Genomic DNA, 14,422 nt, shown 5'->3' on the forward strand with positions numbered 1-14,422 from the left:
GGGGACCCTGAGTATGTTGGCGGCCATGGCCGCAACCGAGCAACAGAATCGCACCTGGTCGCAGATCGACGTGCCCGACCAGAGCGGCCGCGTCGTCGTCATCACGGGCGCCAACACCGGCATCGGGTACCACACGGCCGCGGTGCTCGCCTACAGCGGCGCGCACGTCGTGCTGGCGGTGCGCAACCTCGAGAAGGGCAACGAGGCTCTGTCGCGGATCGTGGCCGCCGCGGGCCACGGGGCCCGAGAAGTGCATGTCACCCTGCAGGCCCTCGACCTGACCTCGCTCGACTCGGTGCGCGCAGCGGCCGACGCGCTGCGCAACGCCTACTCGGGCATCGACTTGCTGATCAACAACGCCGGGGTGATGCTCACACCCAAGCAGGTCACCGCCGATGGCTTCGAATTGCAGTTCGGCACAAACCATTTGGGCCACTTCGCGCTGACCGGCCTGCTGCTCGACCGGCTGCTGCCGGTGCGCGGTTCCCGGGTGGTGACGGTGAGCAGCCTGGGCCACCGGATGCGGGCCGGGATCCACTTCGACGATCTGCAGTGGGAGCGCCGCTACGACCGGGCGGCCGCCTACGGGCAATCCAAGCTGGCCAATCTGCTGTTCACCTACGAGCTGCAGCGCCGCCTGGCCGCCGCCGACGCGAGCACCATCGCCGCCGCCGCGCACCCCGGCGGCTCCAACACCGAGCTGATGCGCAACCTGCCGGCGATCGTCAGACCCGTCGCCACCCTGCTGGGGCCGGTGCTGTTCCAAAGCGCGGCCATGGGCGCGCTGCCCACGCTGCGCGCCGCCACCGATCCGGCCGTCGAGGGCGGGCAGTACTACGGCCCGGACGGATTCATGGAACAGCGCGGCCACCCCAAGCTGGTGCGGTCCAGCGCGCAGTCGCACGACGAGGACCTGCAGCGGCGGCTGTGGACCGTCTCCGAAGAACTCACCGGCGTCCGGTTCGGAGTTTGACGGGCCGATAATGGCCGGGTGCGGTCAGTCGATGAACATCAGCGTGTCGTAGCCGAGATGATCCGTGCCCGCTCGGCGGTCACGGTCACACTGCCCGAAGCCCAGGGCCTGGTCCTGGCCGACGATGTGGTCGCGCAGCTGGCGCTACCGGTCTTCGACAACTCGGCGATGGACGGGTACGCCGTGCGCGCCGACGACGTCGGCGACGCCACGCCCGAACGCCCGGTGGTGCTGCCGGTCGCCGAGGACATCCCGGCCGGCCGCACCGACCTGCTGGTGCTGGACCCGGGCACCGCACACCGCATCATGACGGGCGCGCCGGTGCCGGCCGGGGCGACGACGATCGTGCCGGTCGAGAACACCGACGGCGGCGAGGATTCGGTGACCATTCAGCAGGGCTCGCCGCCCGGCAAGCACATCCGGCGGGCCGGCGAAGACGTCGCGCTCGGGACCACCGTCCTGCGCGCCGGGCAGGTGGTGACGCCGGCGATCCTCGGTTTGGCCGCCGCGCTGGGGTTGGCCGGGCTGCCGGTGATCCCGCGGCAGCGGGTGCTGGTGATTTCGACCGGCACCGAGCTCGTGACGCCGGGAACGCCGTTGCAGCCGGGGCAGATCTACGAGTCCAACTCGGTGATGCTGGCCGGGGCCGTCCGCGAGGCGGGAGCCGACGTGATCGCCGTCGCGACGGCCGAAGACGATGTGGCGCAGTTCAGTTCGATCCTCGACCAGCACGCCGCCGGCTGCGACGTGATCATCACCAGCGGCGGGGTCAGCGCCGGCGCCTACGAGGTCGTCAAGGACGTATTCGGCCGCGACGGCGAGGCGGGCGTGGAGTTCGTCAAGGTGGCGATGCAGCCGGGCATGCCGCAGGGCGTCGGCCGGGTGGGCGGGGCGACGATCGTCACCCTGCCCGGCAACCCGGTCAGCTCGCTGGTGTCCTTCGAGGTGTTCCTGCGGCCCGCCCTGCGCGCGGCGATGGGTTTCGGTGATCCCGAGCGGCCCCGGCGGACCGCCGTCCTGGCCGAGTCGCTGACCTCGCCGCGCGGCAAACGCCAATTCCGCCGCGCGATCCTGGACGCCGACACCGTCACCAGCTACGGCCCGCCCGCGTCGCACCATCTGCGCTGGCTCGCGTCGGCGAACGCGCTGCTGGACATCCCGGAAGACATCGTCGAGGTGGCCGCCGGCACCGAGCTGCAGGTCTGGGATCTGCGCTAGTCCCAGCGCAAAGTCGTCGGCGGCATCTTGGCGCGACGCAGCCGGTCGCCGAGCACCCCAGACCGTGCAGTTGCGTCCAGCCGGGCCCGGACCAACCCCTGATGCGCCTTCTCTTCGTAAGATGACCGAGTGGCCCGACGCCCCCGCACCATCGGCCAGACGGCCGAGGACCCCTCGTTCGACCTCAAGCACGTCGTGGAGTTGGTGCGCTCAGCCGTACCGCCCGTGCACTCCGCCGGCGTTCCATTCATCTCCGCAGGCCTGGCCGTCGCGCTGGCCGGGCGCAATGTGCGCTGGTTGCGCCGGACGGGCCTGTTCGCCGCCGGCGCCAGCGCGGCCTTCTTCCGTCATCCCCCGCGGGTGCCCCCCACCCGGGCCGGAGCCGTCGTCGCGCCTGCCGACGGCGAGATCTGCGTGATCGACTCCGCGGCGCCGCCCGCCGAGCTCGGCCTGGGCGACGCGCCCCGGCCGCGGGTCAGCATCTTCCTGTCGATCCTGGACGCCCACGTGCAGCGCGCCCCGGTCAGCGGCGAGGTGATCGCCGTCGAGCACCGGCCGGGTCGCTTCGGGTCGGCCGACCTTCCCGCGGCGAGCAGCGAAAACGAGCGCACCAGCCTGCGCATCCGGACGCCGGACGGCGCCGACGTGATCGCCGTGCAGATCGCCGGCCTGGTGGCGCGCCGCATCGTGTGCGACGCGCACGTCGGCGACAAACTGTCGATCGGCGAGACCTACGGCCTGATCCGGTTCGGCTCGCGGCTGGATACCTACCTGCCGCCGGGCAGCGAACCCGTCGTCAGGGTGGGCCAGCGCGCGGTCGGCGGCGAGACGATATTGGCCGAACTGCCGTGAGCAGCAGGCTGCGCAGCAGGCGACCGGTGAACCTGCAAATCCTGCCCAGCGCCATGACGGTGCTGTCGATCTGCGCCGGGCTGACGTCCATCAAGTTCGCGCTCGAGCATCAGCCGAAGGCGGCGATGGCGCTGATCGCCGCCGCGGCGATCCTGGACGGCCTGGACGGCCGGGTGGCCCGCATCCTGGACGCCCAGTCGCGCATGGGCGCGGAGATCGACTCACTGGCCGACGCGGTGAACTTCGGCGTGACACCCGCGATCGTGCTCTACGTGACGCTGTTCTCGACGTCGCCGACCGGGTGGGTGGCGGTGCTGCTGTACGCGGTGTGCGTGGTGTTGCGGCTCGCGAGGTTCAACGCGCTGCAGGACGACGGCACCCAGCCCGCCTATGCGCACGAGTTCTTCGTCGGGATGCCCGCGCCGGCGGGCGCGATCTCGATGATCGGCCTGGTCGGGCTCAAGCTGCAGTTCGGTGACGGCTGGTGGACGTCGCCGGTATTCCTGTGCATCTGGATCACCGGGACCTCGATGCTGATGATCAGCAAGATCCCGATGCGCAAGATGCACGCGGCGGCGGTGCCGCCGACCTGGGCCGCCCCGCTGTTGGCGATCCTGGCGATCTGCGCGGCGGCAGCGGTTTTGGCGCCCTACGTCTTGATCTGGGTGATCATCATCGCCTACGTGTGCCACATCCCGTTCGCGATCCGCAACCAGCGCTGGCTGGCCGCGCACCCCGAGGTGTGGGACGAAAATCGCGAGCAACGGCGCGCCGTGCGGCGCGCGAGCCGGCGGGAACAGCCGAGTCGCCGGCCGATACCGCGGCTGGGGCTGGGCAAGCCGCGCGGACGATCGATGACCCGCCTGGGGCTGCGTAAGCCGGGCGGCCGTCTTCCGTGACACGACAGCTCACGCTGACGGCGCGGCTGAACACCTCGGCCGTCGACTCCCGTCGCGGAGTCGTCCGGATGCACCCGAATGCCGTTGCGGCCCTTGGCATCCGTGAGTGGGACGCGGTGTCGCTGACCGGCTCGCGGAGTACCGCGGCGGTGGCCGGCCTGGCTGACCCGGATTCGCCGGTGAGCACCGTGCTGCTCGACGACGTGACGCTGTCCAACGCCGGGTTGCGCGAGGGCAGCGAGGTGATCGTCGGCACCGTCACCGTGTACGGCGCGCGGTCGGTGACGCTGAGCGGCTCGTCGCTGACCAGCCAGTCGATCGCGGCGGCCACCCTGCGACAGGCGTTGTTGGGCAAGGTGATGACCGTCGGCGACGCGGTGTCGCTGCTGCCCCGCGACCTGGGCCCGGGCACCTCGACGTCGGCCGCCAGCCGGGCGCTGGCCGCCGCCGTCGGCATCAGCTGGACCTCGGAGCTGCTGACGGTGACAGGGGTCGACCCTGAGGGGCCGGTCAGCGTGCAGCCCAACTCTCAAGTCGGCTGGGGCGCCGGGGTTCCCGTTAGCGCTGAGGCCCGCCCGCGGGAGCGGGCCGAGATCGTCAAACCCGCGATCTCCGTCGATCAGCTCAGGGGCTCGCAGGCCCAGGCCGCCAAGCTGACCGAATGGCTCAAGCTCGCCATCGACGAGCCGCACCTGCTGAAAACCCTTGGAGCAGAAGCGAACCTGGGCGTGGTGGTGTCGGGTCCGGCCGGAGTGGGCAAGACGACGATGGTGCGCGCGGTGTGCGCCGGTCGCAGGCTGGTGGAACTGGACGGCCCGGAGATCGGCGCGCTGGCCGCCGACGACCGGATCAAGGCGGTGGCCGCCGCGGTGACGGCGATTCGCGGCGGCGGTGGCGTGCTGCTGATCACCGACGCCGACGCGCTGCTGCCGGCCGCCGCCGAGCCGGTGGCCGCGCTGATCCTCGCCGAACTGCGCACCGCCGTGGCCACCGACGGCGTGGCCCTGATCGTCACCTCCGCGCGCCCCGATCAGCTCGATCCGCGGCTGCGCGCCCCCGAGCTCTGCGACCGCGAACTGGGCCTGCCGCTGCCCGACGCCGCCACCCGCAAGGCCCTGCTGGAGACGCTGCTCAAGTCGGTGCCCACCAACACGCTGGATCTCGACGAAATAGGCAGCCGCACACCGGGTTTCGTCGCTGCCGATCTCGCCGCGCTGGTGCGCGAAGCGGCGCTGCGGGCGGCATCGCGGGCCAGCGCCGACGGCGGGGCGCCGAAGCTCAACCAGGACGATATGGTCGGTGCGCTCAGCGTCATCCGGCCGCTGTCGCGCTCGGCCAGCGAGGAGCTGACGGTCGGCAACGTGACGCTCGACGACGTCGGGGACATGGCCGAGGCCAAGCAGGCGCTGACCGAGGCGGTGTTGTGGCCGCTGCAGCATCCCGACACGTTCGCCCGGTTGGGCGTCGATCCGCCGCGCGGGGTGCTGCTATACGGGCCGCCCGGCTGCGGCAAGACCTTTGTGGTTCGCGCGCTGGCCAGCACCGGCCAGCTGTCCGTGCACGCCGTCAAAGGCTCCGAGCTGATGGACAAGTGGGTGGGCTCCTCGGAGAAGGCGGTCCGCGAATTATTCCGGCGGGCAAGGGATTCAGCGCCCTCGCTGGTGTTCCTCGACGAGGTGGACGCGCTGGCGCCGCGGCGCGGACAGAGCTTCGACTCCGGCGTGACCGATCGGGTGGTGGCCGCGCTGCTCACCGAGCTCGACGGCATCGACCCGCTGCGCGACGTCGTGGTGCTGGGCGCCACCAACCGGCCCGATCTGATCGACCCCGCGCTACTGCGCCCGGGCCGGCTGGAGCGGCTGGTCTTCGTCGAACCGCCCGACGCCGCGGCTCGCCGCGAAATCCTGCGCACCGCGGGCAAATCCGTACCCCTGGCCGCCGACGTCGACCTGGACGCGGTCGCCGCCGAGCTCGACGGCTACAGCGCGGCCGACTGTGTGGCGCTGCTGCGCGAGGCCGCGCTGACCGCGATGCGGCGTTCCATCGACGCCGCCGACGTCACCGCCGCCGACCTCGCGGCGGCCCGGAAGGCCGTGCGTCCGTCGCTGGATCCCACGCAGGTGGAATCTTTACGCGCGTTTGCCAAAGCCCTCTAGCACCGCCCGCACCGACGCCGCGACATCGGCCTCCAGCCACGACGGCATCGGCTCGGCGTAGGCGTGGCGCCGCACGACGGCATACGGCAGGTCGGCGACCGCGCGCGAGACGGCGTCGACCGATCGGGAATCCTTGTGCCCATACAATTTTCGGGCGAGGGTGCCGACCCGCTGGGTCAGGGGCGCGTTCATCGCGGCCACCGTCTCCTGGAATTGCGCGTCGGGCTCGTCGTCGAGCAGGTCGCCGGGGCGGATGGTCAGCAGCAGCCGGGCATCGTCGGGGAGTTCACGCGCGAAGCCGATCGCGGATACCGCCATCGCGACCGCGGTGTCCAGCGGCGTATCGGCAGTGCCGGGCTCCGAGGCCGCCATCGCCCGGGACTGGAAGCGCTCCAGCGCGCGCAGCCACGCGGCGGTCAGGATGCCGTCGCGATTGCCGAACCGGTGATACAGCGTGCCCGCGGGCGCACCGCTTGACTTCGCGATCGCCGCGACGCTGGCCGCGCGGGGCCCGCCCTCGAGCACCAGCGTGCGGGCGGCGTCGAGGATCACATCGGTTCCATGCTTCCGCGGAGGGGCCATGATCTAGTATATTCCTTCTATATGGAACGATTACCCTATATCGATGAGCATGCCATAACCGTCGAAGCGAATCGCGCAGACACGTGGTCGGCGCTGCTGAGAGTCATGTGTCGCGACCCGGGCGACCCGGCCACCGTGCCAACCGGTTTCGTCCTCGACGAAGCCCGTCCGCCGCAGCGGTTCGCGCTGAGGGGCCGCCACCCGTTTGCCGTCTATCGATGGGTGTTCGAGCTGGACGAGGAATCGGAAGGCCGCACCCGGGTGCGCGCCACCACGTGGGCGGCCTTCCCCGGCCCGCACGGAAGGATCTATCGCAGCCTCGTCATCGGCACCGGCGGCCATGCGGCGGTGACGCGCTGGACGCTGAAACGCATTGCGGCGGCTGTACTTACCGAGCAATCCGGCGCGGCCGCGTCCGACTACACCGATGTCTTCGAGGCCCCGATCCCGCCCGGTGACGCGCGGCCCGCGGAGCAGATGTTCCGTGACGCGCTGGGGCACGAACGCGGCGGAGGTGTCGTGTTGTGGATTCACCGCCACGTGTTGGGTTTTCGCCTGGGCCCGCCTTCCTCGCCCGATCACCTGATCGGCTGGCGGATAGCGCGTTCGGATGCCGACGAAATCCGGCTGGCGACAACCGGGCCGCTGATGCGCGGCGAGCTGACGCTGCGGCGCGAGGACGGCCGGCGTGCCACACTCACCACCCGCGTGCACTATCACCGCAAGGTCGCGGCCCCGATCGTCTGGGCCGTCGTCGGTCCCATGCATCGGGTCATCGCGCCGCGACTGATCGAGCGCGCCGCGAACGCTCCGCGACAGGCACACGCCCACCACGGCTGATTCCCAGTCCGCGTGTAACCCCGCCGTATACATCTTCCCGAGAGGGTTGGCGAATCACCGTGATTCGCGGCCGTCGAGGAGGAATCAGATGAACGACGACGACGGCCGCGCCGTAAGACCAACATGATCGCGCTACAGCCCGCTCGCGCGAACGTTGCTACCGCGCCCGCGCCCCCATCTCGACTACTCGACAGGCTGCGCGACGTCGCACCCGCGAACCGGGTGATGCTGGTGGCCACCATGGTCTCATGGTCGCCTTCCTCGACACCACCGTGGTGAATCTGGCGCTGCCTGCCACGGCGCGTGAGCTCGGCGGCGGCCTGTGCCTACAGCAATGGATCGTCGACGGCTACCTGCTGGCGCAGGCGGCCACGATCCTGCCCGGCGGTTCCCTGTCCGACCTGTTCGGGCGGGTGCCCGTCATCCGGTTCGGGCTGGTGGCCTTCGGGACCGGTTCGGTGCTGGCGGCCGGCGCGCCCTCGCCGGTCGTGCTGATCGCCGGGCGCGTCATCCAGGGCCTCGGTGCGGCGTTCCTGGTGCCCGGCTCCCTGGCGCTGATCAACTCGACGTTCGACCGCGCCGACCGTCCGGCGGCCATCGGATCGTGGACCGCGTGGACCGGCACCGCGTTTGCGGTTGGCCCGCTGCTGGGCGGGTTGGCGGTGGACTTCCTGAGTTGGCGCTGGATCTATGCCCTATCGGCGGTCCCGATGGTCATCGGTTTCGCGCTGACGTTCTGGCTGAGCCCCACGCCGCGACCCACCCAACGCGTCCGCCTCGACGTCGCCGGGGCCGTCCTGTCGGCGGCGGGCCTGGCCGCCACCGTCTACGCCCTCATCGAATCGCGCGAGCACGGCTGGTCCGATCCCCGTGTCGCGGTGTCGCTGTGCTTGGGCGTCGGCGCGCTCGTGGCGTTCGCGGCGTGGCAGCGCCGGGCCCCGAACCCCTTGGTGCCGCTGCGTCTTTTCGCCAGCCGCAACTTCGCGGGAGCGAACGTCACCACCGCGTTCGTCTACGGCGCCATCACGATGGGCGCCCTGGCGGTCTCCCTCTACACCCAAGAGGTCGCCGGATATTGCGCGACCGTCGCAGGTTTGGCGACGCTGCCCACACCGGTCATGTCGTTTCTGTTCGCCAAGCGGGTGGGTCGCCTGGCCGCACGGGTTGGGCCGCGGGTCTTTTTGACGACGGGCCCGCTGCTGGCCGGCCTGGGCCTGCTGCTCATCCGCCCCGGGCACGGGTTCAACATCGTCACCCATCTGCTGCCCGGGACGATCGTGGTGGCCATCGGTTCGGTGCTGACGCTGACGCCGCTGGCCGCGGTGAGCCTGTCGTCCGTCGACCCGGCCCGCAGCGGGGTGGCGGCGGCCCTGCAGAACGCGGTGGGCAGGACATCGGCACTGAGTTCGGTTGCCTGCGTCGGGCTGATCGCCGCAGGCACGCTGACAAACGACAGCTTCGCTCGGTTGCTCCACGTCGCGGCGGCGCTGTACTTCATCGGCGCGTTGGTCGCCGGGTTGTCGATCGCCAAGCGAATCAACCTCGCCGAACCCGCTCCCGCCAAAGTTCCCGTCGGCGTGTCCTGACGGCTTACACTCTGGCCGCATGACCGAACGCCGCACCGCGTGCGAGATCGTCGAGGGAATCGACCTGTCCGGCAAGGTTTGTGTGATCACCGGTGCCTCAGCCGGGCTCGGCCGACAGTCGGCGCGCGCGTTGGCGGCCACGGGCGCGCACGTGGTGCTCGCCGCACGCAACCACGAAGCGACGGCCGAAGTGGCCCAGTGGATAGCCGACGAGGTGCCCGGCGCGCGTACCTCCAAGGTGGTTCTCGACCTCACCTCGCTGTCCAGCGTGCGCGCGGCGGCCGTGGCGATCGCCGACATCGCGCCCGTGATCCACGTCTTGATGAACAACGCGGGCGTCATGTTCACGCCATTCGAGCGCACCGCCGATGGGTTCGAAAACCAAATCGGGACAAACCATTTCGGTCACTTCGAACTCACCCGGCTGCTGACCCGCCAGCTGGCGGCCGCACAGGGCGCCCGGCTGGTCGTCCTGTCTTCCGGAGGACACATCATGGGCGACGTCGATTTCGACGATCCCAATTGGGAGCGGCGCGAATACGACAAGTTCGTCGCCTACGGCGCGTCCAAGACGGCGAACATCCTGCACGCCAAGGAAGCCGACCGCCGCCTGCGCGGCGAGGGAGTCCGCGCGTTCGCCGTTCATCCCGGCACGGTGGCCACGTCGCTGGCGCGCTACATGTCCCGCGAGGATTTCTCCAACCTCCGCAAGCTCGTCGCCGCCAACAGCGCGGCGCACGGCGGGCAGAGCGACGGCCACCTCGACCTCCTGATGCCGGACCAGGGTGCGGCCACTCAGGTCTGGGCCGCAGTAAGCCCCGAGCTGGAGGGCCGGGGCGGGCTGTACCTCGAAGACTGCAGGGTCAGCGACGCCGTCGCCCCGCACGCGTGCGATGAGCAACGGGCCGTCGATTTCTGGGCTCTCTCCGAAACGCTCTGTGGCAGCTGACTAGTCCGCCGGCAGGGCCGTCCACTCGCTCGACACGCTCGCGCTGAACCGCGGCGGCCGCTTGTCGAAGAAGGCGGCCACGCCCTCGGCGGCGTCGGGGGTGCCCATCACCCGGCGGTGCAGTTGCGTTTCCAGCGAGGCGACCTGCCGCGGGCTGTAGTTGTGAATCGCGCTGTCCCACAACAGCCGTTTGGACAACGCGGCCGACATCGGTGCGACGTTGACGGCGATGTCGCGGGCCATCTCCAGCGCGTGCTCGAGCACCTGGTCGGCGGGCATCGCCCGGTTCGCGATCCCCAGCGCGGCGGCCTCACTACCGGTGAACGTCCGGCCGGTCAGCAGCACCTCGGCGGCCACCCCGAGATTGGTCAGGTGCGTCAACGTCCAGTGCGACATGCAGTCACCGATCACGCCCCGGCGCACCTGCACCACCCCGTATTTCGCGTCGTCGGCGACGACGCGAATATCGGCCTGCAGCGCGATCGTCAGCCCGATGCCCACGGCGTGACCGTTGAGCGCGGCGATCACCGGCTTGCACAACTCGAAGGCCGCCGGGTCGATCGGCGACGCGGAGAACGCGCCGTCGTCGCCGGGCGCGTCGAACGGCGTTGCGCCGTCGGAGAAGTCCGCCCCCGCGCAAAACGCCCGGCCCGCACCGGTTAGCACGATCGCGCGGACGTCGTCGTCCTCGTCGCAGTTCCGGTACGCGCGACTGAGCAGCGCGCCCATCTCGGCGGTGTAGGCGTTGAGGTGCTCGGGCCGATTCAGCGTGAGCACCGCGACGCCGGCGCTCACCTCGACCAGCACGTCGGGGCTCATCGCAGGGCCGGGGTCCGGTGCAGCGCGCTGATCAGGTCGGTGATGTCGGCGCTGCGCGGCGTGTAACCCGGGAAATAGCAACACACCTCGCCCGCGTGCTCGCCGAACCGCTCGGCAATCTGCTGCGCGCATTGCTCGGGCGTGCCCATGATCCCGATGCGGGCCACCATCTCCTCGGTGATCAGCGCCCGCATCTCGGCGAAGCGGCCCTGCTTGGACAGCGCATTGAGCTCGGGCTGGATGTCCGCCCACCCCTCGACCTCGAGGACGGGCAGATACGCCGGGGTTGAGCCGTAGAACGCGATCAGCGAGGCCACCCCGTTGACCGCGGCCGCCAGGTTGGCCTCGTCGCGCCCGACGGCGACCATGGCCTGCACGATGATCTCGAAACCGGAAGCCGTTCGCTGCGAACGGCGCAAGCCCTCGTCGATCGCCGGCAGCGTGCGCTCGGCGAAGTGGCGGGCGCTGTTGAACGGCATCACCAGTAGCCCGTCGGCGACTTCGGCCGCGGTGCGCGTCATGACCGGTCCCAGCGCGCCCAGCAGCACCGGCGGCGGGCCGAACGGGTTGGGGCCTGGATTGAAGTTGGGCGCCATGATGGTGTGCGTGTAGAACTCACCCCGAAAGTCCAGGCGCGACTGGCCTTCCCAGGCCGCGAAGATCGCCTTGATCGCGGCGACGGCCTCGGCCATCCGCGCCGCCGGGCGTTCCCATTTACTGCCGTAGCGCTTTTCGATGTGCACCTTGATCTGCGAACCGAGCCCGAGGCGAAACCGGCCGCCGCTGTAGGCCTGCAAGTCATAGGCGGTGTGCGCCAGGTGCAGTGGGCTGCGCGGCGGGGCGATCGCCACGTTCGTCATCAGGTCCGCATCGGTGGTGCCGGCCGCGAGGATCAGCGGGAAGAACACGTCGTGCTGGCCCTCGAACGTGAACACCCCGTCGGCGCCGGTCGCGGCGATCTCGGCCGCGCTGGCGGCGGCCGCCGTCGGCGACCCGTCAATCTGCAGATGTACTTTCACTTATTCGTCGGGTCCTCTAGTCGACAGCTGGAATTCGAGCATCTCGGCGACCGCCACCACCGCCTCGTCGAGCACGGCCAGTCGGGCGGCCGCCGACGGCGCCGCGAGCACGCTGTACTTGTCGGCCGCCCCCAGCGGGATACGGGATGCCAACGTGAACAACCGCTGCCCGGCATCCTCGGCGCCGGTCTCGCCGTAGCCCAGCAGCACGTCGCGGTCCGGCAACTGGGCCTCGCGCGCCTCCGCGATCCGTTCGAACAACGCGATCACCTTGTCCTCGACGCCGCGCAGCTGCGCCGGCGTCACCGGGTCGCCGGGCTCGTCGGGCCACAGCCGCACCGACGCCCTCGGGTAGGGATCGTCGGACAGCCACTCGCACACCCGAATTCGCTCGCCGGTCCGGCAGGCCAGCGAGTAGCGGTCCGCGCCGACCTCGATGCATTCGGTGATCCGGGACAACACGCCGACATCGCAACGGGAATCGCCGCCGCCGACCTCGCGGCCCCGGGAGATCAGCACCACGCCGAAGGGATCGCCTTCGTCGACGCAGTGCCGCACCAATGCGACATAACGCGGCTCGAAGATGCGCAACGGCAGATCCTGGTCCGGCAGCAGGGCCACCTCCAGCGGAAACATCGCCAGCTCAAGGGGTTCGAGTTCGATCATCAGATCTCGAGCTCGCCCACCAGCGCGTCCACCACCGCGCGCAGATCGCCATCGTGCTCCTCGGCAACCCGCCGCTGCCGCTGATACGACGCGCCGCCACGCCAGATGTCGGCCACGGCGGCCAGCTCGTCCGAGCAGCGCAACGACTTGGCGACCGGCTCCAGGCGGTTCAGCAGATCGACGAGGTCGTCGGTGACCAGCCGCTCGTTGCTGTCGGCGTCCTGGATGATCACCGCGTCCAGGCCGTAACGCGCCGCGCGCCACTTGTTTTCCTGCACATGCCAGGGCGGCATGATCGGCAGCGACTCGTCGGCTTCCAGCCGGCGGTCCAGGTCGACGATCAGGCAGTGCGTCAGCGCGACCAGCGCGCCGAGCTCGCGCAGGTTGGTCACCCCGTCGCAGACCCGCACCTCGAGCGTGCCAAGGTGCGGCGAAGGCCGGATGTCCCAACGGATTTCGTTCATGTGGTCGATGATGCCGGTCTTCTTCTGGTCGTAGACGAAGCCCTCGAACTCAGACCAGGTCTGAAACTGGAACGGCAGCCCGGCGGTCGGCAACTGCTGAAACATCATCGCCCGGTTGCTCGCGTATCCGGTGTCTTCGCCGACCCACCACGGCGAGGACGCCGACAGCGCCAGCAGGTGCGGGTAGTACTGCAGCAGCGAGGTCATGATCGGCATCACCTTGTGCGCCGACGAGATGCCGACGTGCACGTGCACGCCCCAGATCAGCATCTGCCTGCCCCACCACTGCGTGCGTTTGATCAGCTCGGCGTACCGCGGCGCGTCGGTGAGCTTCGCGGTGGTCCACTGTGCGAACGGGTGTGTCCCGGCACTGAACAGCTCCATGCCGCGGGCCCGCACGATGCGGCGCGCGGGGCCCAGCGTCTCACGCAGATCCTCGATCGCCTGCCCCGTGCAATCGGCGACGCCGCTGACCACCTCGACGGTGTTGCGCAGCAATTCCTTGTGCACGCGCGGGTTTTCGCCGATCTCGGCGATGACGGCGGTGGCCTCGTTGCTCAGGTCCCGGGTCTGCGCGTCGACGAGAGCGAACTCCCACTCGACGCCGAGGGTCGGCCGCGGTGACCGGGCGAATTCGATGTGCGTGACGGGACGGCTAGCCGGCACCAATGACACCGCACGCTACCCGCTTGCCGGAGTCACCGGTGCTCATCGTCGTGGCATCGGGCCCCGGTGTGCCGTTGGTCTGGGTGTAGCGCTCCGCAGGAATGTTGCCGAAGTTGTCGGCCCCGGCGTGGATGATGATGGCGGTCTTTTCACCCGACATCAGGTCGTCCAGGGCGAAGGCGTCGGTGGTGGTCACCAGCGTCCCGACGCCGTCGCGGCGCACCTGAAGCGAGGTGAGGTCGCCACTGGCGGGATCGGCGGAGTGGCCGGGCGCCTGGAAGTGACCGCCGGCCGACAGGAAGTCGCCGGGCGCACCGCCGGTGGGACCGACCGAATTTGCTTCGCACTTACCGACCTTGTGGATGTGCACGCCGTGGAACCCCGGCGCGATCTGGCCGACGCCGGTCGTGGCGATCGTGATGGTGGCGTATCCGTTGCTGAAGTCGAACTTGGCCGTCGCCACCTGGGTGCCGTCCGGCGCCCGCAGGTGGGTCGTCACGCTCCGCGCGCCGGCCTGCGGGGTCTCCGCACCCGCGGCACCCGCCGCACCCGCCGGCGCGGACGATCCCGTCCAGACCGGCGGCGTGGTGCCCGGAACCGACGACGCGTGTTGCGGCGACGAGCAGGCGCTTAGCAGCGCGACGCTCGCGGCTAACAACGAAACAGACAGTGCGGACGTGGTGGCGGCAACGGCATCGCGACGACCGGCGGGCATTGGCATAACGAGAGCCTA

14 protein-coding genes and 1 pseudogene are annotated in these 14,422 nt (G+C 70.2%); 9 read left to right on the forward strand and 6 right to left on the reverse strand.

Features of this window, described 5'->3' with window-relative positions; all coding sequences use genetic code 11:
• Positions 1-25: 25 nt before the first annotated feature.
• From MRAB57_RS04645 to MRAB57_RS04665, 5 genes are all read left to right on the forward strand, one after another.
• The gene (locus MRAB57_RS04645) at positions 26-973 is read left to right on the forward strand and encodes an SDR family NAD(P)-dependent oxidoreductase (protein WP_077090392.1); all 948 of its coding nucleotides are present in this window, start codon (positions 26-28) and stop codon (positions 971-973) included.
• A gap of 18 nt (positions 974-991) precedes the next feature.
• On the forward strand, positions 992-2,191 hold the full coding sequence (moeA, locus tag MRAB57_RS04650; RefSeq protein WP_077086514.1) for a molybdopterin molybdotransferase MoeA: 1,200 nt from the start codon (positions 992-994) through the stop codon (positions 2,189-2,191).
• A 129-nt stretch (positions 2,192-2,320) separates the two neighbouring features.
• Positions 2,321-3,043 (forward strand): phosphatidylserine decarboxylase, encoded by a 723-nt coding sequence (locus tag MRAB57_RS04655; protein WP_077086515.1) that lies wholly within the window; start codon positions 2,321-2,323, stop codon positions 3,041-3,043.
• Positions 3,040-3,942: a CDP-diacylglycerol--serine O-phosphatidyltransferase gene (pssA, locus tag MRAB57_RS04660; RefSeq protein ID WP_077086516.1), complete on the forward strand. Its 903-nt coding sequence runs from the start codon at positions 3,040-3,042 to the stop codon at positions 3,940-3,942. Before MRAB57_RS04655 ends, pssA begins: the two co-directional genes overlap by 4 nt.
• Complete coding sequence (locus tag MRAB57_RS04665) at positions 3,939-6,098, forward strand: AAA family ATPase (RefSeq protein WP_077086517.1); 2,160 nt, start codon at positions 3,939-3,941, stop codon at positions 6,096-6,098. The genes pssA and MRAB57_RS04665 overlap by 4 nt, the downstream gene beginning before the upstream one ends.
• On the opposite strand, the gene MRAB57_RS04670 is transcribed toward MRAB57_RS04665, so the two are convergent.
• Positions 6,072-6,680, reverse strand: coding sequence for a TetR/AcrR family transcriptional regulator (locus MRAB57_RS04670; RefSeq protein ID WP_077086518.1), 609 nt, complete (start codon positions 6,678-6,680; stop codon positions 6,072-6,074). The two genes, MRAB57_RS04665 and MRAB57_RS04670, sit on opposite strands and share 27 nt — an antisense overlap.
• A gap of 21 nt (positions 6,681-6,701) precedes the next feature.
• Here MRAB57_RS04670 and MRAB57_RS29485 point away from each other — a divergent pair.
• The 4 genes and pseudogenes from MRAB57_RS29485 to MRAB57_RS04685 form a co-directional block, all read left to right on the forward strand.
• Positions 6,702-7,067: pseudogene (locus MRAB57_RS29485) on the forward strand (hypothetical protein); the annotation flags it as partial.
• A gap of 57 nt (positions 7,068-7,124) precedes the next feature.
• Positions 7,125-7,520, forward strand: a complete 396-nt coding sequence (locus MRAB57_RS29490) for a DUF2867 domain-containing protein (RefSeq protein ID WP_342743359.1) — start codon at positions 7,125-7,127, stop codon at positions 7,518-7,520.
• Between the two features lie 248 nt (positions 7,521-7,768).
• Positions 7,769-9,106, forward strand: coding sequence for an MFS transporter (locus MRAB57_RS04680; protein ID WP_077086520.1), 1,338 nt, complete (start codon positions 7,769-7,771; stop codon positions 9,104-9,106).
• Positions 9,107-9,125: 19 nt separating this feature from the next.
• Entirely contained in the window at positions 9,126-10,055 is a 930-nt protein-coding gene (locus MRAB57_RS04685) for an SDR family NAD(P)-dependent oxidoreductase (RefSeq protein ID WP_077086521.1), read from the forward strand.
• On the opposite strand, the gene MRAB57_RS04690 is transcribed toward MRAB57_RS04685, so the two are convergent.
• Genes MRAB57_RS04690 through sodC form a run of 5 tightly spaced genes read right to left on the reverse strand, consistent with a single transcriptional unit; the run spans position 10,056 to position 14,410 of the window.
• A complete protein-coding gene (locus tag MRAB57_RS04690) occupies positions 10,056-10,874 on the reverse strand; it encodes an enoyl-CoA hydratase/isomerase family protein (protein ID WP_077086522.1) in 819 nt (272 codons plus the stop codon). It abuts the gene before it with no gap.
• Positions 10,871-11,893 carry a TIGR03617 family F420-dependent LLM class oxidoreductase gene (locus tag MRAB57_RS04695; RefSeq protein ID WP_077086523.1) on the reverse strand — a complete coding sequence of 341 codons (1,023 nt, stop codon included), beginning with the start codon at positions 11,891-11,893 and terminating at the stop codon, positions 10,871-10,873. The genes MRAB57_RS04690 and MRAB57_RS04695 overlap by 4 nt, the downstream gene beginning before the upstream one ends.
• Entirely contained in the window at positions 11,894-12,559 is a 666-nt protein-coding gene (locus MRAB57_RS04700) for an LON peptidase substrate-binding domain-containing protein (protein ID WP_077086524.1), read from the reverse strand. It lies immediately after the preceding gene.
• Positions 12,559-13,698, reverse strand: coding sequence for a glutamate--cysteine ligase (locus MRAB57_RS04705; protein ID WP_108637881.1), 1,140 nt, complete (start codon positions 13,696-13,698; stop codon positions 12,559-12,561). Before MRAB57_RS04705 ends, MRAB57_RS04700 begins: the two co-directional genes overlap by 1 nt.
• Positions 13,679-14,410 (reverse strand): superoxide dismutase[Cu-Zn], encoded by a 732-nt coding sequence (gene sodC / locus MRAB57_RS04710; protein WP_077086526.1) that lies wholly within the window; start codon positions 14,408-14,410, stop codon positions 13,679-13,681. The genes MRAB57_RS04705 and sodC overlap by 20 nt, the downstream gene beginning before the upstream one ends.
• Between the last annotated feature and the right edge of the window lie 12 nt (positions 14,411-14,422).

Source organism: Mycobacterium rhizamassiliense, assembly GCF_900157375.1.
GTDB classification, from domain to species: domain Bacteria; phylum Actinomycetota; class Actinomycetes; order Mycobacteriales; family Mycobacteriaceae; genus Mycobacterium; species Mycobacterium rhizamassiliense.